The sequence below is a fragment of the Caulobacter sp. Root487D2Y genome, assembly GCF_001427165.1.
Taxonomy (GTDB): domain Bacteria; phylum Pseudomonadota; class Alphaproteobacteria; order Caulobacterales; family Caulobacteraceae; genus Caulobacter.
This window is the reverse complement of record NZ_LMFD01000001.1, coordinates 63,190-84,416: the sequence shown is the minus strand read 5'-3', so window position 1 is coordinate 84,416 and position 21,227 is coordinate 63,190. Positions and strand designations below refer to the sequence as shown.

Below are 21,227 nucleotides of genomic sequence, written 5' to 3'. Positions count from 1 at the left end.
AATTCGCCCCTCACCCCGAGCTTGTCGAAGGGCGGGGGGCGCTCTCCAACGCTGTGCGTCGGTCCTCGTCCTTCGACATGCTCAGGATGAGGACCGAGAATACGAGTCGATGATCACCATCTCCCGCCTCACCCGCGCCCTCGTCGCCTTCGTCGCCGTCCAGGTCGTGCTGTTCGCCCTGAGCGCCGCCTTCCCGCCCGATATGGCCCGCGCCAGACGTTCGTCGCCCGTCGTGCTGGACCATCGTGGCGCCTGGCTGCGCGCCTTGCCGGTCGAGGACGGGCGCTGGCGGGTGCGGGCGGATCTCCAGCGCACCGATCCCACGTTTCAAAAGCGGCTGATCGCCGTCGAGGACGCGCGGTTCCACGGCCACCTGGGCGTCGACCCCCTGGCCCTGGTCCGCGCCGCTGGCTCGGCGCTGATCCACGGCCATGCCAGCTCCGGCGCCTCGACCCTGACCATGCAGACCGCCCGGTTGCTTGAGCCCAGGCCCCGCAACCTGGGCTCCAAGCTGATCGAGATGGTTCGCGCCGCCCAGCTGGAGGCGCGGCTGACCAAGCGGGAGATCCTCGCCCTCTACCTGACCCTGGCGCCCTATGGCGGCAATCTGGAGGGGGTGCGGGCCGCCAGCCTGGCCTATTTCGGTCACGAGCCGACCAGCCTGACCGACGGCGAGCAGGCCCTGCTGATCGCCCTGCCGCAGTCGCCCGAGGCCCGTCGTCCGGACCGCCGCCCCGAGGCCGCGCGCGCCGCCCGCCGCGCCGTGCTCGACAAGATGGTCCGGGCCCACGTGCTGACCGAAGCCGCCGCGTCCGAAGCCGAGGCCGAGCCGCTGCCCCGGCGCGGAGCCTTCCCAGCCCTGGCCTGGCACGCGGCCGGCGAACTGGCCCTGGCGGCGCCGGCCAGCCAGCCCAGCGTGGTCTCGACGATCGACGCCGACCTGCAGACCCGGCTTGAACCGATGGCCGCCGCCGTCGCGGCCTCGCAGGGACCGGACGTCACCGCCGCCATCCTGGTGGTGCGGATCAAGGACCGCGCCGTGCGGGCCCTGGTCGGTTCGGCCGGGCGCGAGCGGCCCGGCGGCTGGATCGACCTGACCCGCGCCGTGCGCTCGCCCGGTTCGGCCCTCAAGCCCTTCATCTACGCCTTCGCCTTCGACGACGGCGCCTTGGCCCCTGACACCCAGATCGACGACGCCGCCACCCGCTTCGCCGACTACCAGCCCGAGAATTTCGACCACGTGTTCCATGACAAGGTCACGGCGCGCGAGGCCCTGGCCTATTCGCTGAACGTCCCGGCCGTCGCCACCCTGGAGAAGATCGGCCCCGACGCCTTCGCCGCCCGGCTGGAGAGCGCCGGCGTGCGGCTGGTGCGGCCGAAGGCGGCGGTCAAGGCTTCGGGGCTTGCGCTGGCCCTGGGCGGGGCGGGGATCACGCCGCGCGACATGGCGGTGCTCTACGCCGCGCTCGGCGACGGCGGCGTGGCCAAGCCCCTGGCCTTCACGGAGGCCGAGGCCAAGTCGCGCGAGCGCATGGGCGGAACCCGCATCGTCCGGGCCGAAGCCGCGGCCCAGGTGCTGGACATCCTGCGCGAGGCCCCGGCGCCGCGCGGCCGCGCGCCGTCGGCCCTGACCAAGGGCGGGCCGGCCATGGCCTTCAAGACCGGCACCTCCTACGGCTTCCGCGACGCGGTGGCGGCGGGGGTGGTCGGCGGCTATGCGATCATCGTCTGGACCGGCCGGGCCGACGGCGGGGCGCGCGGCGGCCTGACGGGGCGCGACGCGGCCCTGCCCCTGTTGTTCGACGTCGCCGACGTGATCGACGCCCCGGCCATCGCCCCGCGCCCGATCGCCCCCAAGGCCGCGCCGGGCGCCCTGCAGCGCCTGCAACAAGCCTCCGAAGGCCCCCGCCTGATCTTCCCGCCGGACGGCGCCACGGTGCAGGTCGACGACGTCGGCCCCGGCGCGCGCGGCCTGGTCATGGCGGCCGGCGGCGAGGACCTGACCTGGTACGTCGCCGGCCAGCCCCTCGCCTCCGACCCGGTCAGCGGCAAGGTCATCTGGCGTCCCGCGGCGCCCGGCTTTTACCGGCTGAAGGTGGTCGACGCCCAGGGGCGCGCGGCCTCCGCGCGGGTGCGGATCAAGGCTCCGGTCGGCTAAGATTGCCATTTGGCATCTAATATCTTATATTCGGCCAATAGGAGCATGCCCGTGACCCTCGTCACCCTGGTCGACACCGAACCCAAGGCCTTCATCCCCGAGCCGATCTCGGACGAAGAGGCCGCCGCCATGTTTCGCGCGACGGTCAACCTGCTGAAGCTGTGGGGCGTGACCGACGAGGAGGCCGCGACCCTGCTGGACCAGCCGGTGCGCAGCTATCGGCGCTGGAAGGCCGGCGAGATCGGGCGGATCAATCGCGACGGCAAGGCGCGGCTGTCCAACCTGATGGGCGTTCACAAGGCCCTGCGGCTGATCTTCCAGGAACCGCGGCGCGGCTATGCCTGGATCAAGGCGCCCAACACCGCGTTCGGCGGCCGCTCGGCCCTGCAGGTGATGCTGGGCGGCGAGCTGACCGACCTGATGCGGGTGCGGCGTTACCTGGACGCCGAGCGCGGGGCCTGGTGATCGACCCGGCCACGATCCCGCGCGCGCCGATCGCCTGGCGCGGGGCGGTCCGGATCATCCGCAGCGCCTGGCCGCCGATCGACCTGTTCGAGGACATCGCCGACCCCGCCGACTGGCCGCTGCTGATCGCCGCCGAGCAGAAGACCAATCCTCGCCTGATGGAAACGATCGGCAACCTGGATCTCGTGCCGCGGGACCGCTGGGTGGCGGGGGCCGGCGCCAGCTATCTGATGGCCCCGTTCACCCATGTCAGTCCCGATCGTCCCAGCCGGTTCACCGCCGGGGCGTTCGGCGTGCTCTATGTCGCCGACCGCTTCGAGGTCGCGCTGTCGGAGACCATCCATCACCACGCCCGGTTCATGGCCGCCACCGCCCAGGCCCCCGGCTGGACCTCGCAGTTCCGCGAGATCGTGCTGGACGTGCGGGGCGCGCTGCACGACCTGCGCGGCGATGATCCGGCCCTGGGTCCGGCGCTCGACCCCGACGACTACCGGCCCGGCCAGGCCCTGGGCGCCCAGCTGCGCGCCGCGGGTTCGGAGGGGGTGGTCTATCCCAGCCAGCGTCACGCGGGCGGCCAGTGCGTGGGCCTGTTCTATCCCGACCTGGCCTCGAACGTCGTCCAGGGCCGGCACCTGGACTACCGCTGGGACGGCGCCCGCGTGGACCTTATCCGCGAGCCGGCGACGGGGCGGGTTTTCCGGGTGGAAGGGTAGCTGATCCGATCCTTCTCCCCTTGCGGGCGAAGTAAAGAGGCTCAGCAAGGCCCGCTGGCGACCCGCTCGTAGTCCTCCAGGCTCGAAATCCCGACGTTCAGGTCGGTGACCAGGCCGTTGCCCAGCGAATAGACCCAGCCGTGCACCGACAACTGCTGGCCGCGCGCCCAGGCGTCCTGGACGAAGACGTCGGAGGCCACGTTGCGCACCTGGCGGATGACGTTCAGCTCGCACAGGCGGTTGAGCATGGCCTTCTGGTCGCCGATGGCGTCCAGCTCGTGCTTATGCTCGGCGTGGACCTCGCGGATCGGGTGCAGCCAGTGGTCGACCAGGCCGCGCCGCTGGCCGTCGATGGCCGCCGCAACGCCGCCGCAGCCGTAGTGGCCCACGACCATCACGTGCTTGACCTTGATCACGTCGACCGCGAACTGCAGCACCGACAGGTAGTTGGCGTCCTGCGGCGGGGCCAGGTTGGCGACGTTGCGGTGGACGAACAGCTCGCCCGGATCCAGGCCGACGATCTCGTTGGCCGGCACCCGGCTGTCGCTGCAGCCGATCCACAGATATTCGGGGCTCTGCTGGCCCTCCAGGCGCTTGAAGAACTGGGGGTCGGCCTCGGTCTTGCGCAGCGACCAGGCCAGATTGTTGCTCTTCAGGTCTTCAAGCATGGATGGCGTCCGGCTGTTGGTTGGGATGGGCGGCCGCGAAGGCCGGGTGCTCGGCGCACCGCGCGGCGACCGCGCGGATGGCCGGGAACGGGGACAGGTCGGTCTTGAAACGCTCGGCGTTGTAGACCTGCGGGACCAGGCAGCAGTCGGCCAGGCCGGGCGCGTCGCCAAAGGCGAAATTCCCGCTGTGTTGGGCGATCAGCGCCTCCAGGGCCGTGAAGCCGTCGATGATCCAGCGCTGGATCCAGGCGTCGCGCGCGGCCTCGTCGATCCCCAGGCCGCCCAGGGCCCGCAGGATGCGCAGGTTGTTCACCGGGTGGATGTCGCTGGCGACGATCTGAGCCATGGTCCGCACCGTGGCGCGGTCGAAGGCGTCGACGGGCAACAGGCGCGGCTCGGCAACGGTCTCGTCCAGCCATTCCAGGATTGCCAGGCTCTGGGTCAGCACCCTGCCGTCGACGTCCAGGGCCGGGACGAACCGCTGCGGGTTGAGGGCGGCGAAGGCCGGCGCCTGGTGCTGGTTTGCGACCAGGTTCACGGGCGCGGTCTCGTAGGCCAGGCCCTTGAGGTTCAGGCCGATCCGCACCCGATAGGCGGCGCTGGACCGCCAGGCGCTGTGGAGGGTGAGCTGCATGACCTGGCCTCAGACCACGGTGAAGGCGAGCTCGCCCACGCCCTCGACTTGACCTACGACCCGATCACCCCGGCCGATCGCGGCCACGCCCTCGGGGGTGCCGGTGAAGATCAGGTCGCCGGCCGCCAGGGTCCACAGCTTGGAGGCCTCGGCGATGATCTCGGGGATCGTCCAGATCATGTCGGCGATCTGGCCGGTCTGGCGGACCTGGCCGTTGACGCTGAGGGTGATCGCGCCGTCGGGCTTGGCGCGGTCGACGGGGACGATGGCGGTGATCGGCGCGCTGGCGTCGAAGCCCTTGGCCGCGTCCCAGGGGTGGCTCTTGGTCTTGGCGGCGGCCTGCAGGTCGCGACGGGTCAGGTCGACCCCGACGGCGTAGCCGAACACATGGCTCATCGCTTGTTCGACCGCGATGTTGGCGCCGCCCGATTTCAGGGCGATCACCAGCTCGATCTCATGGTGCAGGTCGTGGGTGGCGACCGGGTAGGGAACCTTGCCGCCGATCACCACGGCGTCGGCCGGCTTGGCGAAGAAGAACGGCGGGTCGCGCTCGTCGGCGCCCATCTCGCGCCGGTGCGCCGCGTAGTTGCGGCCCACGCAGAGGATCCGCCGCACGGGGAAGACGGAGTCGCCGCCTTCGACCGGAACCGTGGATTGGGCGGGCGGGGGGAAGGCGAAGTGCGTCATGGCGCCTGATTAGACCCAAACCGGTTCCGCCAAAAGTCACCTTCGTGAGGACATGATCCTGCAACACGACGGCCACGGCGCGTGTCTAAACGTTCTTTCACTTGCCCCCACCTGCGACGACAAGGCATGACGGGGAGGCAATTGTGGCGAAAACCCGCCATGTCGACGTCGAAGGGGCCCGGGACCGACGATGCTGATCATCGAGAACCTGACTCACGTCTACGCCAACGGCGTGAAAGCCCTCGACGAGGTCAGCCTGACGATACCGGGCGGCATGTACGGCCTGCTGGGCCCGAACGGCGCGGGCAAGTCGACCCTGATGCGCACCGTCGCCACGCTGCAGGCCCCGACGTCCGGCCATATCCGGTTCGGCGACATCGACGTGCTCAAGTCGCCCGACCAACTGCGACGCACCCTGGGCTACCTGCCGCAGGACTTCGGCGTCTATCCGCGCGTTTCGGCCTACGACATGCTGGACCACATGGCGGTGCTGAAGGGGATCGCTCGGCCCAAGGAGCGCAAGGCGGTCGTCGAGAGCCTGCTCAACCAGGTCAATCTCTGGGACGTGCGCAAGAAGGCCATCGCCGGCTTCTCGGGCGGCATGCGCCAGCGGTTCGGCATCGCCCAGGCCCTGATCGGCGACCCGCGGCTGATCATCGTCGACGAACCCACCGCCGGCCTCGACCCCGAAGAGCGCAACCGCTTCCTCAACCTGCTGGCCGAGATCGGCGAGAACGTGGTGGTGATCCTGTCGACCCATATCGTCGAGGACGTCTCGGACCTGTGCCCGACCATGGCGATCATCTGCGACGGACGCATCGTCAAGGAAGGCGCGCCGCGCGACCTGGTCGGCCAGCTTTCGGGCCGGATCTGGCGCAAGGTCATCGACAAGGCCGAGCTCGAGGCGGCCAAGACGCAGCACCAGGTCATCTCCACCCGCCTGCTGGGCGGCCGCACCGTGATCCATGTCCTGGCCGACCAGGATCCGGGCGACGGCTTCGCCCCGGTCGAGGGGGGGCTGGAGGACGTCTACTTCTCCACCCTGTCCAACACCCGTCGCGCGGCCTGAGGGCTCACGGATGTTTGGCAAGATCGCCGGCTTCGAACTCCGCTACCAGCTGAAATCGCCCGTGTTCTGGGTGGTGGCGGTCATCTTCTTCCTGCTGACCTTCGGCGTCACCACGATCAGCCAGATCAGCATCGGCCTGGGTCCCAGCGACCATCGCAACGGCCCCTACGCCCTGGCCGAGAGCCACCTGATCTTCTCGCTGTTCTACATGTTCGTCACCACGGCCTTCGTCTCGAACGTGGTGGTGCGCGACGACGAGACGGGCTTCGGGCCCATCCTGCGGGCCACGCGCCTGACCAAGTTCGACTATCTGTACGGCCGGTTCCTGGGCGCCTTCGCCGCCGCGGCGATCTCGTTCCTGGTCGTGCCGCTGGCGGTGTTCCTGGGCTCGCTGATGCCCTGGGTCGACAGCGAGCTCCTGGGACCCAATCGGCTGGACGCCTATGTGTTCGCCTATGTCGTCCTGGCCCTGCCGTCGCTGCTGCTGACCAGCGCGATGTTCTTCGCCCTGGCAACCGTCACCCGCTCGATGATGTGGACCTATGTCGGCGTCATCGCCTTCATGGTGGTCTGGATCGTCGCCAACATCGCCCTGGGCAAGCCCGAGTTCGAACAGGCCTCCGCGCTGTGGGAGCCGCTGGGCACCGCCGCCTATGGTCTGGTCACCAAGTACTGGACGGCCAGCGAGCGCAACACCCTGATCCCGCCGGTCGCCGGCGCCCTGCTGTTCAACCGGGGCCTGGCGCTGGCCGCCTCCGCGGGCTTCCTGGTTCTGGCCTACAGCCTGTTCCGCTTCCAGTCCGCCGAACTTTCGGGCGCGCGTGTCGGCAAGCGCAAGGCCGCTTCGTCGTCCGAGGTCATGGCCGAGGCCCCGCCGCCCATGCCCGTGACCCGTGTCGCGCCGCGTTTCGACACGGCCTGGGCCTGGGCCCAGCTGGTGGCTCGCACCCGGCTGGACATGGGCCAGGTGTTCAAGAGCCCGGCCTATTTCGTCCTGCTGGCCCTGGGCCTGGTCAACTGCGCCGGAGCCCTGTGGTTCGCCACCGACGTGGGGTCGTACGGCGGCGCGATCCGTCCGTTGACCCGGATGCTGTTGAGGCCCCTGGCCGGCTCGTTCAGCCTGATCCCGATGATCATCGCCATCTACTACGCCGGCGAGCTGGTCTGGCGCGAACGCGACCGCAAGACGCACGAGATCATCGACGCCGCCCCCGTCGCCGACTGGGCCTTCGTCGCGCCCAAGGTGGCGGCCATCTCGCTGGTGCTGCTGTCGACCCTGGCGGTCAGCGTCCTGGCCGCGATCGTCAGCCAGCTGGCCCACGGCTACTTCAATCTCGAACTCGACAAGTACCTGCTCTGGTATCTGCTGCCCCAGGCGGTCGACTGGATCCTGCTGGCCGTGCTGGCGGTCTTCCTGCAGGCCATCGCCGGCCACAAGTTCCTCGGTTGGGGCCTGATGGTGATCTACATCGTCAGCACCCTGACCTTCGTGAACCTCGGCTTCGAGCACAACCTCTACAACTATGGCGGGGTCACCGACGTCCCGACCTCCGACATCAACCGGCTGGGCAAGTTCTGGATCGGCGCCTGGTGGTTCCGGCTCTACTGGACCGCCTTCGCCGTGGGCCTGGTGGTGCTGACCTACGCCCTCTGGCGACGGGGAACCGAGACCCGGCTCTGGCCGCGCTTGCGCCGCCTGCCGAGCCGCCTGACCGGCAAGGCCGGCCTCACCTTCGCGGTCGCCGCGGCGGTGTTCGTCGCCGCCGGCGGCTTTATCTATGTGAACACCAACGTCTGGAACGTCTATCGGACCAAGATCGACAACGAGAAGTGGCAGGCCGACTACGAGAAGACCCTGCTGCGCTTCGAGAACACGCCGCAGCCGAAGATCGTGGCGATGAAGCTGGACGTCGATCTGCACCCGCACGATCCGCGCGTGGACACCAAGGGCGTCTACACGCTGGAGAACCGCAGCGGCCAGATCCTCAAGGAAATCCACGTGCGCTTCGATCGCGACCTGAAGGTCCGCGGCCTGTCGATCGAGGGCGCCCGCTCCAAGCAGACCTTCGACCGCTTCAACTATCGGATCTTCGTATTCGACACGCCGATGAAGCCGGGCGAGCGGCGGATGATGAGCTTCATCACCGAGCGGGCCCAGAAGGGCTTCCGCAACCGGGGCGACGACACCCGGGTGGTCGACAACGGGACCTTCATCAACAACACCGAGATCGCGCCCACCCTGGGCATGAGCCGCGACGGCCTGCTGCAGGACCGCGCCAAGCGCCGCAAGTACGGCCTGCCGCCCGAGCGGCGCATCGCCAAGCTGGGCGACATCCCCAGCCGCCAGTTCAACGGCCTGCGCCACGACGCCGACTTCGTGTCTTCCGACATCACGGTGACGACCGAGATCGACCAGACGCCGATCGCGCCGGGCTACCAGGTGTCCGACCAGGTTCGCGGCGGCCGCCGCACGGCCCGCTTCGTCACCGAGGCGCCGATCCTGCCCTACATGTCGATCCAGTCGGCCCGCTACGCCGTCGCCCGCGACCGCTACAAGGGCGTCGACCTGGCGATCTATTACGACCCGCACCATCCGTGGAACATCGAGCGGATGAAGACCGGGATGAAGGCCTCGCTCGACTACTACCAGGCCAATTTCAGCCCCTACCAGTTCCGCCAGCTGCGGTTCCAGGAGTTCCCCGGCTACGCCGACTTCGCCCAGTCGTTCGCCAACACCATTCCGTGGTCGGAGAACCTGTTCTTCATCGCCAAGTACGACGATCCCGAGAAGATCGACATGGTCACCTATGTCGGGGCCCACGAGATCGGCCACCAATGGTGGGCTCACCAGGTGATCGGCGCCGATCAGCAGGGCGGCGCCATGCTGAGCGAGACCTTCTCGCAATACTCGGCCCTGATGGTCATGAAGCGGATGTACGGCGAGGCCCAGATCCGCAAGTTCCTGAAGTTCGAACTGAACAGTTACCTGCGGGCCCGCGGCGGCGATCCCCTGGAGGAGCAGCCGCTGGCCCGGGTCGAGAGCCAGCCTTACGTCTATTATCGCAAGGGCTCGCTGGTCATGTACCGGCTGCAGCACGAGGTGGGCGAAGACACGGTGAACCGGGCCCTGCGCAAGCTGATCGCCGACCACGCCTTCAAGGGCGCGCCCTATCCGACCTCGCTGGACTTTCTGGCCGCCCTGCGCGCCGAGGTTCCGGCCGACAAGCAGGCGCTGATCACCGACCTGTTCGAGAAGATCACGCTCTACGACCTGAAGACCAAGACGGCGACCACGCGCAAGCTGCCCGACGGGCGGTTCGAAACCGTCCTGACGATCGAGGCCAAGAAGCTGTACGCCCAGGGTCGGGGCCAGGAGACCGCCGCGCCGCTGGACGAGGTCCTGGACGTCGGCCTGTTCACGATGGAGCCCGGCAAGAAGGGCTTCGCGGAGGACAAGGTCGTGGCCTTCGAGCGTCGGCGGATCCGCTCGGGAACCCAGACCCTGACCTTCGTGACCAAGGTCGCGCCCAAGGTGGCGGGCGTGGACCCCTACAACATCGTCATAGACCGCAACGGCGACGACAACACCGCCAAGGTCACGATGCGCTGAGGAAGCGCGGATGCCGAGGCGGCGAGGAGGCGACATGGCCGACGACACAGCGCTGAAGCTCGACGCGGCCCAGCTGAACGCCTTCCTCGCCAGGGCCTTTCCGGAGGCGGGGGCGCAGCTTCCCGAGGTGGTCGAGACCGAGCCTGGGCGGGTGCTGGTGCGGCAGGCCTTCGCCAGCCGGGCGCTGCGGCCGGGCGGGCTGATCTCGGGGCCGACCCAGATGGCCATGGCCGACACCGCGGCCTATGCGGTGATCCTGGCCCATATCGGCGAGGTGGCGATGGCGGTGACCACGTCCCTGACCATCCATTTCCTGCGCGGCGCCAAGCCGGGCGAGCTCTACGCCGAGGGGACCCTGCTCAAGCTGGGCCGCCGGATCGCCACGGTCGACGTGCTGATCTGGTCGGAATCGCGAGAGCGAGCCGCCGCCAAGGCGACGGTCGCCTACGCGATTCCGTAGATCGAGGAGCGCGCTCGCGCGCGCTCCGGAACCAGACTTGGCTAGTGGACGAAGCCCTTCTTCAGGCCTTCGGCCTCGTTGAGGTGCTCCTGCACGGCCGGGGCCGTGGCGGCGGCGAAGGCCTTGATGGCCGCGGTGTCGCCGTCCTGGGCGTAGCGCTGCATCAGGTTCAGGGCCGCCTGGTGGACGTCGACCTGGTCGTCGGCATAGGTCTTGTCGAAGTCTTCGTTGCTGGCCTTGTTGAGGTCGTCCAGCTTGTCCTGCAGGTCGGCCGGCAGGGCGGTCGGCGGGGTCAGGGCCGCGCCCGAGGCGGCGATGGCGGCCTTCAGGTCCTCGGTGGTCTTGGTGTGGGCCTTTTCCATCATCGCGGCGAACTTCTTCACCTCGGCGTTGGTCGAGCGCTTGGCCGCGACCTTGGCGGCTTCGATTTCGTACATGTCGGTGGCGGCGGCCTTCTCGACGAAGGTGGCGGCCTTGGTTTCGTCCGACGGGGTCGGGACGGTGGCCGACGGGTTGGCGTCCGGGGTGGCGGCCTGTTCGGCCGGGGTGGCGGCGCCCTTGGTCTCGTCGGGTTTCTGGTTGCAGGCGGCGACGCTGAGGGCGGCGATGGCGGCGCCGACGATGAGAAGCTTACGAGTCATGGCTTTCTTTCCCTGCGCGTTTTTCTAGAACATTGAAGCTGTTCGGCGCCGCGCAGCGCCGAGGTGGCATAGAGAACTTCACGCACCCGTGATGGGTTCCGTGATCGCCGGGAGAGAAACGCATGGCCGAAGCGCCGCTGAACGGCCTGCGGGTGATCGAGATGGGCTCGCTGATCGCGGGACCGTTCTGCGGCCAGGTGTTGGGCGATTTCGGCGCGGAGGTCATCAAGCTGGAGGACCCCAAGGCCGGCGACCCGATGCGCCAGTGGGGCCGCACCAAGCCCAAGGGCCATTCGCCCTGGTGGCCGGTGATCGGCCGCAACAAGAGCTCGGTGACCCTGGATCTGCGCGCGCCCGAGGGCCGTGACGTCGCCCGCGCCCTGATCGCCAAGGCCGACGTCGTGGTCGAGAACTTCCGGCCCGGCACGCTGGAAAAGTGGGGCATGGGCTATGACGACCTGGCCAGGACCAATCCCGGCCTGGTGATGGCCCGCGTCTCGGGCTTCGGCCAGACCGGCCCCTATTCGCACCGCGCCGGCTACGCTCTGATCGGCGAGGCCATGGGCGGCCTGCGCCACATCACCGGCGAGCCCGACCGGCCGCCGGCGAGGGCGGGCATCTCGATCGGCGACAGCCTGGCCGGCCTCAACGCCGCCCTGGGCGTGATGATGGCCCTCCACGCCCGCCAGCGCACCGGCAAGGGCCAGGTGGTCGACGCGGCGATCTACGAGAGCGTGCTGACGGTGATGGAGAACCTGATCACCGAATACGACCTGTCGGGCTATGTGCGCGAACGCTCCGGCGCGATCCTGCCGGGCATCGCCCCGTCCAACGTCTATCCCACACGCGGCGGAGAGCTGATCCTGATCGGCGCCAACCAGGACACCCTGTTCAAGCGCCTGTGCGAGGCGATGGGCCGGCCGGAACTGGCGACCGACGAGCGTTACCGCGATCACGCGGCAAGAGGACGAAACCAGCTGCAGCTGGACGCCACGATCGCCGGCTGGACGGTCGAGCACGACATCGAGACCCTGCTGCCGTTGCTGGAGGACGCCGGGCTGGCCGTCGGCCGGGTTTATCGCGCGCCCGACATGCTGAAGGACCCGCAATTCGCCGCCCGCGAGTCGATCGTCGAAGTCGCCCACCCGGTGTTCGGCACGGTGAAGATGCAGAACGCCTTTCCCAAGCTGTCCGACACCCCCGGCGGCGTGCGCTGGCCGGGACCGGCCCTGGGCGAGCATACCGACGCGGTGCTGAGCGCGGTGGCCGGACTGTCGAGCGAGGCGATCACCAAGCTGCGGGCCAAGGGAGTGATCTAGGATGGACGACCAGACCCTCTACACCGGCGGCTGCCTCTGCGGGGCCTTGCGCTACGAGGCGCGGGGCAAGCCGCTGTACATGGGCCACTGCTACTGCGCCGACTGTCGCAAGGCCTCGGGCTCGGGCTTCATCCCGTTCATGGCCTTCGCCGCCGCCGACCTGACCTTCAGCGCCCCGACCAGGACCTTCACCTGCGTGTCGGCGCGGGGCAGCGACGCGGTGCGCAATTCCTGCCCGACCTGCGCCAGCCTGGTGTTCGGCGGGCCGGTGGGCCAGACCGACTCCCACACGATCTATGCCGGCTCGCTGGACGACCCGTCGCTCTTCCACCCGGCCGTGGCGATCTTCGTCAAGGGCCGGCCGGACTGGGCGGTGATCCCCGAAGGGCTCGAAGCGTTCGACGGATTGCCGGATTGAGGGTCCCCCCTCTGGGGGAGATGTCGGCGAAGCCGACGGTGGGGGGGAGTGGATGGCAAACGCCACATCCCGGTCGGTCCTAAAGCTCCCCCATCGGCCTTCGGCGGCCTCCCCGCGGGGAGAGGGCCGTTCTAGCGCCCTGTCACCGACGCCAGCGCCCGGGCGATCTGGTGGACGTTGTAGGGCTTTCGGACGATCGGGGCGTCGAAGCCCATCGGGGCGGCCTTGTCGGCGTAGCCGGTGGCGAACACGAAGGGCCGGCCTTCGCGGCGCAGGATCTCGGCGACCGGGGCCACCGACTGGCCGTTGAGGTCGGCGTCCAGGACGGCGGCGTCGAAGGTCAGCTCCAGCATCTGCAGGGCCTCGGACAGCTCGGCCGCGCAGCCGACCACTTCCACGCCGGAATCTTCCAGCCCGGCCTCCAGTTCCATGGCCAACAGCAGGGAGTCCTCGACGATCAGCACCTTCAGCCCCGCGATGTCGCCGGCCTTGAAACTGTCGTCCCCGCCGCCGACGGTCTCGACGATGCGGGCGTCGGGGGCCTCGACCGGTTCGGGTTCCGGCTCGTCGACCAGGGCGTCGGCGGCGCCGTGGATCATCGCCGTGACGCCGCTGCGCTTGTATTCGATGGTCGCCCGACCGCCCAGCTCGCGGCCGACCACGTCCTCGATCAGCGTCATGCCGAAGCCGCGGACGTCGGGCGGCGAGGTCATCGGCCCGCCGGTCTCCAGCCATTCCAGATTGAAGCCGCCGCCAGGCGCTTCGCGCCAGACCACCTCGACCCGGCCGCTCTCGACCGACAGCGATCCGTACTTCACGGCGTTGACGGCCAGCTCGTGCAGGGTCAGCGACAGGGCCGCGGCCGCCCGGGGCGTCAGGAACAGCTCCGGCCCGTCCCAGCGGGTCTGGTTGGGGGCCACGCCCCCCAGTTCGGCGGCGGCGATCCGGGCCAGGGTGGCGCCGCGCCAACGCGCGGCGCTCAGCAGGTCGTGGGCCGAACTCATCGACTTGAGCCGGCCGTTGAAAGCCTTGAGGAAACCATCCAGCGACGAGGCCTTGCGGGCCGATTGGCCGGCCACCGACTGCACGACGGCCAGGATGTTCTTGATGCGGTGGTCCAGCTCGGTGAGCAGGTTCTCGCGCTGGTCGTCGGCGTCCTTGCGGGCTGTGATGTCCTGGACCACGCCGATCAGCCGCAGCGGCTTGCCGGCGGCGTCCTTGACCAGCAGGCCGGCCACGCTGTTCCAGATCACCCGGTTCGGATCGGACGACACCCGCCGGAACTCGACCTCGTAGCGTCCCTGGCTCCTCAGCTGGGCCTGGACCTCGGCGCGGATCGCCTCGCGCTCGTCGGGGTGCACGAAGGCGTACAGGGTCTCGCCGCCCTGGGCGGGCGCGAGGCCTTCGGGAACCTCGGTGATGCGGGCCATCCGCGCGCTGATCCGCACGGTGTCGGTCACCATGTCCCATACGAACTCGCCGAGGTTGGCGGCGTGCAGGGCCAGGGCGATCCGATCGCTGTCCAGCGTGCGCTCGGCGACGTTGCGCGCCGTTTCAGCATCGTGCAGCAGTTCTTCCATCGCCAGGGCGGCGAGGTCGGCCAGGGCGTCGGTCAGTCCGATGTCGACGCCGTCCCGGGGGAGGGTGTCCTCGACGGTCAGCAGGCCGACGATCTCCCCCGATGGCGTCTTCAGCGGCGCGCAGGCGAAAAACCGACTGTCGGCGCACCAGGGACGCAAGGTCTGGTCCGGCGCCCCGGCGAGGTCCGGCTGCGAGACCACGCCGTCTTCGCGCAGGCGTTCGGTCAGGCCGGGAGGACGGGGCTCCTCGTCATGGTCGAAGCCGACCTTGGCCTTCAACCAGACGCGGTCCTTGCCGATCAGGCGGATCGCCGCCCGCGGGGCGCTGAACAAGCGTGAGGCCAGGCGGACGATTCGATCGAACCGGGGGTCGGCCGGGTCGCCGTCGAAGGCGCGAAGGGCGTCGAGGGCGCGCAGCCGCCGCGCCTCTTGATCATCTGCCAGCGTTCCGCCCGCATCGTCCATGATTCGAACATAGACCGGGTTCGCGCAGGGCGCGAGATCGATAAAGACGACGTCCCTCCCCGCGACCGAAGATCCCCTGTGGTGAAGCTTCGACCTTGAGGCTACAATGGAACTTGTCGCCTCGGCTTTGCGTTGTGCGGGCGCAGCTTCGCGCTGCCCGCCCCCAACAAGAACCGAGCCCGCGAACCGGAGATTCTCATGCCCGACAACAGCCTGAACCCCGCTATCAAAGAAGCCAACAAGGCGACGTCGAACGCCGGCGCGGCCCTCGATCACGCCGAGCGCAGCTTTGGCGAGGCCGCCAGCGCCGCCCGCAGCAACCTCAGCGACGCCGCCGCCTCGGCCAAGGCCAACCTGTCCGACGCCGCCAAGCGCATCGAGGCGTCCCTGACCCAGGGTCTCGAAACCCTGCGCGCCCAGACCCGCACCTATACCGACACCGCCGGCCAATCGGTCGACGAGGCCAGCCGCTATGCCAGCGAGCGGATCCGCGAGCGGCCGATCACCGCCACCCTGGCCGGCCTTGGCGTCGGCGTTCTGTTGGGCCTGCTGCTGGCCGGAAACCGTAGCGGCCGCGACAAGTGATCTTCGGCAAGACTCTGACGACCCTGGCAGCGGCCGCGGCGATCGCCGCGGCCGCTGCTGTGAGCGTGGTCTCCGCCGCCTTCGCGCTGTTCGCGGTGCTGGCGCCCCATCTCGGCTCGGCGGGCGCGGCGGCGGTGGTCGCGGCGGTCGCCGCGGCGATCGTCGGGATCGCCGGCTTGACGGCCGCCCTCAAGGCCGAGGAAAAGGACCGTCCGGCCGCCGCGCCGGACGCCCTGGCCTTCGCCGAAAAGGCTATCGAGATGGTCAAGGAGCGTCCGATCCTGACCATCGGCGCCGGTCTGGCGGCGGGCTTCATCGCCTTCCGCAACCCGGCCCTGGCCGCGATCGTCGCCAAGGCCTTGCTGGATTCCCAGAAGCCGCCGCCACGCTAGGCCGCGACGGCCGATAATCGACAAGACTAGCTTTTCCCGCCTCTGGTTTTCCGGGCCTCCCCGCCCATCTTCCGGGGGCGTTTTGCCCTGGAGCCATCATGTTCAAACTCCCCGATCTCCCCTACGCCTATGAAGCCCTGGAGCCGACCCTCTCGGCCAACACGCTTCATTTCCACCATGACAAGCACCACGCGGCCTATGTGAACGCGCTGAACGGCCTGCTGCCGGAAGGCGACAAGCGTCCGCTGGAAGCGGTGATCCGCGAGGCCGGCCCCGGCAAGGTGTTCAACAACGCCGCCCAGGCCTGGAACCATGCGTTCTTCTGGGACTGCATGAGCCCCGAAAAGGCCGGCCCGTCGGCCGAGCTGACCGCCGCCATCACCGAAGCGTTCGGCGACCTGGCCGGCCTGAAGGAAAAGTTCGTCGCCGAAGGCGTCGGCCACTTCGGTTCGGGCTGGGTCTGGCTGGCCGTGCAAGGCGGCAAGCTGGTGATCCTGTCGACCCACGACGCCGACGACACCCTGACCAAGGACGGGATCACCCCGCTGCTGGTCTGCGACGTCTGGGAGCACGCCTACTATCTGGACCACCAGAACAACCGAAAGGGCTTCCTGGAAGCCTGGTTCGACGTCCTGCCCAACTGGGTGTTCGCCGACGCCCAGTTCGCCGCGGCCAAGGGGCAGGGCGCGGCCTGGACCTATCCCGAGCCGGTCTGACTGGACCTTCGGATCTAGACCTGGAGCGGCGCGACCTCGGTCGCGCCGCTTTCGTCTGGGCCCTTGGGCACGCAGCGGCGCGGGACGGACCAGGTCCGCCAGGTGACGAAGTGGGTGCGCTCGAAAGCCAGGGCGGTGATGCGGATGTCGACGTCGTCGATCTCGATCACGTTGAAGCTGGGCGGCACGCCGCGCTCGCGCACCGACAGCGTCCCTGAGCCCACCGCCTGGGTGCAGCCGTCGGCGAACGGGTAGGGGTGGACGAACGGCGCATGGATATGGCCGGTCAACACCAGGTCCACCCCGGCCTGGGAGAAGGCTTGGGCGGCCGCCGTGCCGCCATGCACCTTGGCGGTCATCGGGCCGCCGATCATCTCGATCAGGGGGTGATGGCAGACCACGATCTTCAAGGCGTCGGGCGCGGCCTGATCGAGGTCGGCGCAGACCTCGCGGACCTGCCGGCGCGACACCGCGCCCTTGGACCAGTTGAGCCGCAATTGGAAGGCGCGGGCCGAGTTCAGGGTGACGACCGTGGCGCGCGGGTCGTCCCAATCGCTGTTCATCCGCCGGCCGAACCGATCTTCATACCGCCGCCAGGGCGCGACCAGACGGGTCAGGATCTCGCGCGGCCCCACGAAAGGGGTGTCGTGATTGCCCGGGGTGACCAGGTGTGGCCGGGGCAGGCGGTCCAGCCAGGCCTGGACGGCGTCGAACTCGCTGACCTTGCCGTCCTTGGTCAGGTCGCCGGCGGCGATCACCAGGTCGGGCCGTTCGGCCTGGATGCGCTCGACGGCCGCCTCGACGGCGGCCTTGTGCTCGCCGCCGAAGTGGATGTCGGACACCTGGACCAGCTTCAGCGGCTTCATTTGGCGGGACCCGGGCCTGCGGGAACCAGGGCGCGGAAGGCCTTGGGACGGAAACGGATGCTGACGGTGTCGTCCAGCCGCACGGGCTCGCCGTCGAGGATGGCCGGGATCCGGCCGCCGGCCCAGACCTTGCCGATCCGGCAGCGGCCGACGATCACCGAGGGATCGTTGCGCCAGTTGCCGGTCACCGTGTTGACCCCCAGGCGAAAGATGTCGAGGGCGCTGGCCGGATCCAGCGCGGCGGCCTCCAGCGCCTGCTCGTCGGCGTCCAGATCGGCGGAAACCAGCGGGCACATCAGGCTGAGCGCCTCGGTCTTGCCCTTGGGGCGGCCGTCCAGCACGTAGCGCAGCCGGCTGGAGAACGCGCGGCGGATCGCGCGCCGGGCCCGCAGGATGGCCAGGTCCGCTCGCCCGGCCCGGGCCGCCTCGCGGGCCTCGGCCCACAGGGCGGGGCTGCCGAGAATGGCGGCGACGAAGAACAGTCGGCCGTTGATCTCGCCGCCGGAGATCATGCGCTCTCGGCCGTCCTTCAGACAGTTGGCCATGGCCTCGGGCCATGGAATGGGGCCGTAGAGCGCGTGGGGCAGCATGTTCATGGTGCCGCCCGGCAGGGGCGCGACCATCGGACCGTCCGGACCGGCCATCTCGGCGGCGGCGCGGGCGGTGCCGTCGCCGGCCACCACCAGTATGGCGTCGGGCTTGGAATCGATGGCGGCGCGCAGGCAGGCGGTCAGTTCGCCTTCGCTGGGCGCGTGGACCCGTCCCGTGACGCCGTGCTTGGCCAGGATGGCCTCGGCTTGGGCCGGGGCGTCCTTGCCCACCGAACCGGAAGCGATGTTGGTGACGACTTCCACACGCATGCGAAACTCCAAAAAGCGCGGGGGCGCGGGAAAGCTCGAGAGAAACGGCGGCGCTTGGCGCGGGTTCCCGGAACCGTTGGCGGAGGCGGCCGTTTGCCTGCTTGGGACAAGCTCGAACGGAGAGCCACGATGAACAAGACCTTGATCGCCCTCTTGGGCGTCGGCGTGCTGGCCAGTGCTTGCACCGCCACGGGAAACACGGAACGAAACGCCGCGGGCGGCGCGGCCCTGGGCGCCTTGGCGGGCGCGGTGGTCGGCAACAATGTCGGCGGCGGCAGCGCCAGCACCGGCGCCCTCGTCGGCGCGGCCCTGGGCGGCACCGTCGGGGCCGTGAAGGGTTGCCGCGAGGATGGCGGTTGCGGCGCGACCACCGTTAATCGCCGTCAGTACTATGACGAGCGAGCCGGACGGTATTACTACTATGACTCGCGCAGCGGTCGTTACTACTGGGAAGACGGCAGCCCCCGTTAAATCGGGTCAAGCCTGAAATCTTCAAGGCGGCCGGCTGGTGTCGGCCGCCTTTGCGCGCCGTGACGTCAGAGAGGGCAAGCGATGAAGAAAATCGGATTGGCGATCATCGGCGTGGCGGCCTTGGGCGGTCTGATGGCGGGGTGCGGCACGAGCAATCCCTGGCCGAAGTCCCGTTCCCAGATCGTGCAGACGACGCCCAGCTGCGAGGACTTCTCGGTCCAGATCTATTTCGAGAGCAAGTCGGCCAAGTTGACCAACGAGGCGCGCTCGGTGCTCAAGGGCGCCGACGCCGTGGCCACCGGCTGCAAGGTCGCGTCGGTGAGGGTGGTCGGCCTGGCCGACGCCGTCGGCTCGCCGGACGTCAGCCTGGCGCTGTCCAAGCAGCGGGCCGACGCCGTGACGCGCGCCCTGGCCAAGATGGGCTACAGCAACGTGCAGTTCGATGTCGGCGCGGTTGGAGACGCCGGCGCGTTGACCAGCGGAGGCGAAGCCCGTCCCCTGCGGCGACAGGCCGACATCCGGTTCGATCTGGATGGAAAGCTGCGCTAGGACCTGTCTTCTTCGACCATCGAGAGCGCGATCGGCGCCGAGGCCGGCTTCGGCTCTCGGCGGTGACGCTCTAGTCGCGCGTTGGATCGCGCGCACTAAAAAAGGCGGATCCGATGGGTCCGCCTGAAAGCTTTGAAGAGGGGTGCGGAGGCAGCAGGCTGGCTTTCACCAGCCTCAAGTCGGGGGGGCGTCGCCGCCTCCGCAATCCGAAAACGTCGCACCCCCGAGGCGGTTCCCGCCACACGGCGCTTTTTTCGCTTTTCCCGCGATTTATTTTTCCGCCCGCCGCGCTCCCCGTTCCCAGCTCGCCCGGGCCCAGGGCGAAGGGAACGTCGCCGAGGACGAGACGTTGATTTCCTGAAGGCCGCGTGGCCTGGAACTGGGGAGCAACGTCGTGATCCGCACCTATCAGGCCGAACATGGTGGACTGGCTTTCGAGCACGCGCCGACTCGTCGACAGAAGGTCGCCCGCAATCGCATGAGGGCCCTGGCGGTGATCGCCGCGGTGGCGGCTTCGGCGGGGGTTCTCCAGCACTTCAACGACAACCTCGCTCCAAGCGGTTCGGCGGCGCCGGACGCGGGAGCCTATTTCGCCGCCCGCTAAGGAGGCCCTCCCATGCCCACCGATCTCGAACATCACGGTCCCACGCTCAACGCCACCCGCGCCCGCCAGGGCCGTTGGGGCAAGCACGTTTTCTGGGTGCTGATCCTCTCGACGGTGCTGGCCGCCGCCGCGCTGTTCGGCGCCTGGGGCCTGCGCTCCGGCGATCTGGCCGGGGTCGAGCACACCAAGGGCGCGACCACCACACAGGAAGCCGAGCACTATTCGACCGAGCAGGCTCCGGTGAAGCAGACGCCCGCCGGCTGATCGCCTCCGGAACGCCTGGCGCGACGCCCACGAAAAAGGCCCCGGTGAAAACCGGGGCCTTGATCGTTTCGGAGCCTGACTTTGGTTCCTGGCCTGGGATCAGGCGGCCTTCTGTCTGCGGCGCGGATGGAAGAACAGCGCCTGGCCGATCGCCGCCTTCACCGTTTCGGGCTGGAAGGGCTTGGTGATCAGGAAGGTCGGCTCAGGGCGCTCGCCGGTCAGCAGGCGTTCGGGGAAGGCGGTGATGAAGATCACGGGCACGTCGAGGCGGGCCAGGATGTCCTTGACCGCGTCGATGCCCGACGAGCCGTCGGCCAACTGGATGTCGGCCAGCACCAGGCCGGGCGTGCGGCGGGCCACCGCGTCGACCGCTTCGCCGCGAGTGGCGGCGATGTCGATCACATCGTGCCCCAGTTCGCGCACCAGGGCCTCGATATCGGCCGCGATCACCGGTTCGTCTTCGATGATCAGGACCTCGGTGGCCAGTTCAGCGTCGATCTCGCTCTGGGCCTCGGCGATCAGGCGTTCGACCTCGCCGAAGTCGCAGTCGAGAATCTGCGAGGCCTCGGTCGGGGTGAAGCCTTCCAGGGCGGTGAGCAGGAACGCCTGGCGCGAGCGCGGCGCGATCCGCATCAGGCGTTGCGAGGCGTCATCGGCCGCGTTGATCGAGTCGTCGCGACGCGCTTCGAGCTGCGCGCCCGAAGACAGCCAAATGGCGTGGAACACGCGATACAAGGCGACGCGCGGCGACAGATTGGCGTCCAGCGACCGCTCGCCGGCCGCCAGGGCCTCGAGCGCGACGCGGACATAGTGGTCGCCAGTGGTCTGGTCGCCAGTCAGGGCGCGGGCGTAGCGACGAACATAGGGCAAGTGCGGCGCCAGCCGAGCAAGAAGACTCATGACCCCTCCCGTGTGAGTGTCTTCGAATACAAAAAAGCCTACGGTGCGGTGAAGCTGCGCCGTTCGGCTATCCGTACATAAACGCGACCCTCATGCGCCGGTTCCATGGCAGGGTTCCGAAGTCAGAAGAATT

General features: G+C 69.1%; 23 protein-coding genes. 15 read left to right on the top strand and 8 right to left on the bottom strand.

The window, feature by feature from the left end; genetic code table 11:
* Positions 1–109 precede the first annotated feature (109 nt).
* The 3 genes from pbpC to ASD38_RS00415 are packed head-to-tail and all read left to right on the top strand — an operon-like array spanning position 110 to position 3,336.
* Positions 110–2,158, top strand: coding sequence for a penicillin-binding protein 1C (gene pbpC, locus ASD38_RS00425; RefSeq protein WP_056456702.1), 2,049 nt, complete (start codon positions 110–112; stop codon positions 2,156–2,158).
* Between the two features lie 51 nt (positions 2,159–2,209).
* The gene (locus ASD38_RS00420; protein ID WP_200945984.1) at positions 2,210–2,623 is read left to right on the top strand and encodes an MbcA/ParS/Xre antitoxin family protein; all 414 of its coding nucleotides are present in this window, start codon (positions 2,210–2,212) and stop codon (positions 2,621–2,623) included.
* Entirely contained in the window at positions 2,620–3,336 is a 717-nt protein-coding gene (locus ASD38_RS00415) for an RES family NAD+ phosphorylase (RefSeq protein WP_056456696.1), read from the top strand. Before ASD38_RS00420 ends, ASD38_RS00415 begins: the two co-directional genes overlap by 4 nt.
* Positions 3,337–3,377: 41 nt before the next feature.
* On the opposite strand, the gene ASD38_RS00410 is transcribed toward ASD38_RS00415, so the two are convergent.
* The 3 genes from ASD38_RS00410 to ASD38_RS00400 are packed head-to-tail and all read right to left on the bottom strand — an operon-like array spanning position 3,378 to position 5,325.
* Complete coding sequence (locus tag ASD38_RS00410) at positions 3,378–4,004, bottom strand: carbonic anhydrase (protein WP_056438154.1); 627 nt, start codon at positions 4,002–4,004, stop codon at positions 3,378–3,380.
* Positions 3,997–4,638 carry a maleylacetoacetate isomerase gene (maiA, locus tag ASD38_RS00405; RefSeq protein WP_056456693.1) on the bottom strand — a complete coding sequence of 214 codons (642 nt, stop codon included), beginning with the start codon at positions 4,636–4,638 and terminating at the stop codon, positions 3,997–3,999. The genes ASD38_RS00410 and maiA overlap by 8 nt, the downstream gene beginning before the upstream one ends.
* Positions 4,639–4,647: 9 nt before the next feature.
* Complete coding sequence (locus ASD38_RS00400) at positions 4,648–5,325, bottom strand: fumarylacetoacetate hydrolase family protein (RefSeq protein ID WP_056456691.1); 678 nt, start codon at positions 5,323–5,325, stop codon at positions 4,648–4,650.
* Between the two features lie 190 nt (positions 5,326–5,515).
* Here ASD38_RS00400 and ASD38_RS00395 point away from each other — a divergent pair, with 190 nt between their 5' ends.
* The 3 genes from ASD38_RS00395 to ASD38_RS00385 are packed head-to-tail and all read left to right on the top strand — an operon-like array spanning position 5,516 to position 10,464.
* On the top strand, positions 5,516–6,394 hold the full coding sequence (locus ASD38_RS00395) for an ABC transporter ATP-binding protein (RefSeq protein WP_056456688.1): 879 nt from the start codon (positions 5,516–5,518) through the stop codon (positions 6,392–6,394).
* Between the two features lie 10 nt (positions 6,395–6,404).
* Positions 6,405–10,004 carry an ABC transporter permease/M1 family aminopeptidase gene (locus tag ASD38_RS00390; RefSeq protein ID WP_056456685.1) on the top strand — a complete coding sequence of 1,200 codons (3,600 nt, stop codon included), beginning with the start codon at positions 6,405–6,407 and terminating at the stop codon, positions 10,002–10,004.
* A 34-nt stretch (positions 10,005–10,038) separates the two neighbouring features.
* Positions 10,039–10,464 carry a PaaI family thioesterase gene (locus ASD38_RS00385; RefSeq protein WP_056456682.1) on the top strand — a complete coding sequence of 142 codons (426 nt, stop codon included), beginning with the start codon at positions 10,039–10,041 and terminating at the stop codon, positions 10,462–10,464.
* Between the two features lie 41 nt (positions 10,465–10,505).
* On the opposite strand, the gene ASD38_RS00380 is transcribed toward ASD38_RS00385, so the two are convergent.
* Positions 10,506–11,105 (bottom strand): DUF4142 domain-containing protein, encoded by a 600-nt coding sequence (locus ASD38_RS00380; RefSeq protein WP_056438172.1) that lies wholly within the window; start codon positions 11,103–11,105, stop codon positions 10,506–10,508.
* 122 nt (positions 11,106–11,227) lie between these two features.
* Here ASD38_RS00380 and ASD38_RS00375 point away from each other — a divergent pair, with 122 nt between their 5' ends.
* The gene (locus ASD38_RS00375) at positions 11,228–12,424 is read left to right on the top strand and encodes a CaiB/BaiF CoA transferase family protein (RefSeq protein WP_056438175.1); all 1,197 of its coding nucleotides are present in this window, start codon (positions 11,228–11,230) and stop codon (positions 12,422–12,424) included.
* A 1-nt stretch (position 12,425) separates the two neighbouring features.
* Positions 12,426–12,842 carry a GFA family protein gene (locus ASD38_RS00370; protein ID WP_056438178.1) on the top strand — a complete coding sequence of 139 codons (417 nt, stop codon included), beginning with the start codon at positions 12,426–12,428 and terminating at the stop codon, positions 12,840–12,842.
* A gap of 131 nt (positions 12,843–12,973) precedes the next feature.
* Here the strand turns inward: ASD38_RS00370 and ASD38_RS00365 are convergent, their stop codons facing one another.
* Positions 12,974–14,887: an HWE histidine kinase domain-containing protein gene (locus ASD38_RS00365; RefSeq protein ID WP_056438180.1), complete on the bottom strand. Its 1,914-nt coding sequence runs from the start codon at positions 14,885–14,887 to the stop codon at positions 12,974–12,976.
* A 198-nt stretch (positions 14,888–15,085) separates the two neighbouring features.
* Here ASD38_RS00365 and ASD38_RS00360 point away from each other — a divergent pair, with 198 nt between their 5' ends.
* The 3 genes from ASD38_RS00360 (at position 15,086) to ASD38_RS00350 (ending at position 16,580) form a co-directional block, all read left to right on the top strand.
* Positions 15,086–15,472, top strand: coding sequence for a hypothetical protein (locus ASD38_RS00360; protein ID WP_056438338.1), 387 nt, complete (start codon positions 15,086–15,088; stop codon positions 15,470–15,472).
* Entirely contained in the window at positions 15,469–15,864 is a 396-nt protein-coding gene (locus ASD38_RS00355; RefSeq protein WP_056456679.1) for a hypothetical protein, read from the top strand. Before ASD38_RS00360 ends, ASD38_RS00355 begins: the two co-directional genes overlap by 4 nt.
* Before the next feature lie 98 nt (positions 15,865–15,962).
* Positions 15,963–16,580, top strand: coding sequence for a superoxide dismutase (locus ASD38_RS00350; protein WP_056456676.1), 618 nt, complete (start codon positions 15,963–15,965; stop codon positions 16,578–16,580).
* A 14-nt stretch (positions 16,581–16,594) separates the two neighbouring features.
* Here ASD38_RS00350 and ASD38_RS00345 read toward each other — a convergent pair whose 3' ends face one another.
* Positions 16,595–17,446 carry a metallophosphoesterase family protein gene (locus tag ASD38_RS00345; RefSeq protein WP_156390509.1) on the bottom strand — a complete coding sequence of 284 codons (852 nt, stop codon included), beginning with the start codon at positions 17,444–17,446 and terminating at the stop codon, positions 16,595–16,597.
* Positions 17,443–18,306 carry a diacylglycerol/lipid kinase family protein gene (locus ASD38_RS00340; protein WP_056456675.1) on the bottom strand — a complete coding sequence of 288 codons (864 nt, stop codon included), beginning with the start codon at positions 18,304–18,306 and terminating at the stop codon, positions 17,443–17,445. The genes ASD38_RS00345 and ASD38_RS00340 overlap by 4 nt, the downstream gene beginning before the upstream one ends.
* A gap of 129 nt (positions 18,307–18,435) precedes the next feature.
* On the opposite strand from ASD38_RS00340, the gene ASD38_RS00335 reads away from it, so the two are divergent.
* The 4 genes from ASD38_RS00335 (at position 18,436) to ASD38_RS00320 (ending at position 20,194) form a co-directional block, all read left to right on the top strand.
* The gene (locus ASD38_RS00335; RefSeq protein ID WP_056438190.1) at positions 18,436–18,777 is read left to right on the top strand and encodes a glycine zipper domain-containing protein; all 342 of its coding nucleotides are present in this window, start codon (positions 18,436–18,438) and stop codon (positions 18,775–18,777) included.
* A gap of 81 nt (positions 18,778–18,858) precedes the next feature.
* Positions 18,859–19,326: an OmpA family protein gene (locus tag ASD38_RS00330; protein WP_056438193.1), complete on the top strand. Its 468-nt coding sequence runs from the start codon at positions 18,859–18,861 to the stop codon at positions 19,324–19,326.
* A gap of 394 nt (positions 19,327–19,720) precedes the next feature.
* Entirely contained in the window at positions 19,721–19,930 is a 210-nt protein-coding gene (locus ASD38_RS00325; RefSeq protein ID WP_235523733.1) for a hypothetical protein, read from the top strand.
* Between the two features lie 12 nt (positions 19,931–19,942).
* Entirely contained in the window at positions 19,943–20,194 is a 252-nt protein-coding gene (locus ASD38_RS00320; protein WP_056438200.1) for a hypothetical protein, read from the top strand.
* A 99-nt stretch (positions 20,195–20,293) separates the two neighbouring features.
* Here ASD38_RS00320 and phyR read toward each other — a convergent pair whose 3' ends face one another.
* The gene (phyR, locus tag ASD38_RS00315) at positions 20,294–21,094 is read right to left on the bottom strand and encodes an anti-anti sigma factor/receiver protein PhyR (RefSeq protein WP_056438203.1); all 801 of its coding nucleotides are present in this window, start codon (positions 21,092–21,094) and stop codon (positions 20,294–20,296) included.
* Positions 21,095–21,227: the final 133 nt, after the last annotated feature.

What these genes read in the sequence shown, in the direction of transcription:
- pbpC (WP_056456702.1), top strand. Translation starts at nt 110, where the DNA reads ATGATCACCATCTCCCGCCTCACCCGCGCCCTCGTCGCCTTCGTCGCC.
- ASD38_RS00410 (WP_056438154.1), bottom strand. Translation starts at nt 4,004, where the DNA reads ATGCTTGAAGACCTGAAGAGCAACAATCTGGCCTGGTCGCTGCGCAAG.
- maiA (WP_056456693.1), bottom strand. Translation starts at nt 4,638, where the DNA reads ATGCAGCTCACCCTCCACAGCGCCTGGCGGTCCAGCGCCGCCTATCGG.
- ASD38_RS00400 (WP_056456691.1), bottom strand. Translation starts at nt 5,325, where the DNA reads ATGACGCACTTCGCCTTCCCCCCGCCCGCCCAATCCACGGTTCCGGTC.
- ASD38_RS00395 (WP_056456688.1), top strand. Translation starts at nt 5,516, where the DNA reads ATGCTGATCATCGAGAACCTGACTCACGTCTACGCCAACGGCGTGAAA.
- ASD38_RS00390 (WP_056456685.1), top strand. Translation starts at nt 6,405, where the DNA reads ATGTTTGGCAAGATCGCCGGCTTCGAACTCCGCTACCAGCTGAAATCG.
- ASD38_RS00385 (WP_056456682.1), top strand. Translation starts at nt 10,039, where the DNA reads ATGGCCGACGACACAGCGCTGAAGCTCGACGCGGCCCAGCTGAACGCC.
- ASD38_RS00380 (WP_056438172.1), bottom strand. Translation starts at nt 11,105, where the DNA reads ATGACTCGTAAGCTTCTCATCGTCGGCGCCGCCATCGCCGCCCTCAGC.
- ASD38_RS00375 (WP_056438175.1), top strand. Translation starts at nt 11,228, where the DNA reads ATGGCCGAAGCGCCGCTGAACGGCCTGCGGGTGATCGAGATGGGCTCG.
- ASD38_RS00370 (WP_056438178.1), top strand. Translation starts at nt 12,426, where the DNA reads ATGGACGACCAGACCCTCTACACCGGCGGCTGCCTCTGCGGGGCCTTG.
- ASD38_RS00365 (WP_056438180.1), bottom strand. Translation starts at nt 14,887, where the DNA reads ATGGACGATGCGGGCGGAACGCTGGCAGATGATCAAGAGGCGCGGCGG.
- ASD38_RS00360 (WP_056438338.1), top strand. Translation starts at nt 15,086, where the DNA reads ATGCCCGACAACAGCCTGAACCCCGCTATCAAAGAAGCCAACAAGGCG.
- ASD38_RS00350 (WP_056456676.1), top strand. Translation starts at nt 15,963, where the DNA reads ATGTTCAAACTCCCCGATCTCCCCTACGCCTATGAAGCCCTGGAGCCG.
- ASD38_RS00345 (WP_156390509.1), bottom strand. Translation starts at nt 17,446, where the DNA reads ATGAAGCCGCTGAAGCTGGTCCAGGTGTCCGACATCCACTTCGGCGGC.
- ASD38_RS00340 (WP_056456675.1), bottom strand. Translation starts at nt 18,306, where the DNA reads ATGCGTGTGGAAGTCGTCACCAACATCGCTTCCGGTTCGGTGGGCAAG.
- ASD38_RS00335 (WP_056438190.1), top strand. Translation starts at nt 18,436, where the DNA reads ATGAACAAGACCTTGATCGCCCTCTTGGGCGTCGGCGTGCTGGCCAGT.
- ASD38_RS00330 (WP_056438193.1), top strand. Translation starts at nt 18,859, where the DNA reads ATGAAGAAAATCGGATTGGCGATCATCGGCGTGGCGGCCTTGGGCGGT.
- ASD38_RS00320 (WP_056438200.1), top strand. Translation starts at nt 19,943, where the DNA reads ATGCCCACCGATCTCGAACATCACGGTCCCACGCTCAACGCCACCCGC.
- phyR (WP_056438203.1), bottom strand. Translation starts at nt 21,094, where the DNA reads ATGAGTCTTCTTGCTCGGCTGGCGCCGCACTTGCCCTATGTTCGTCGC.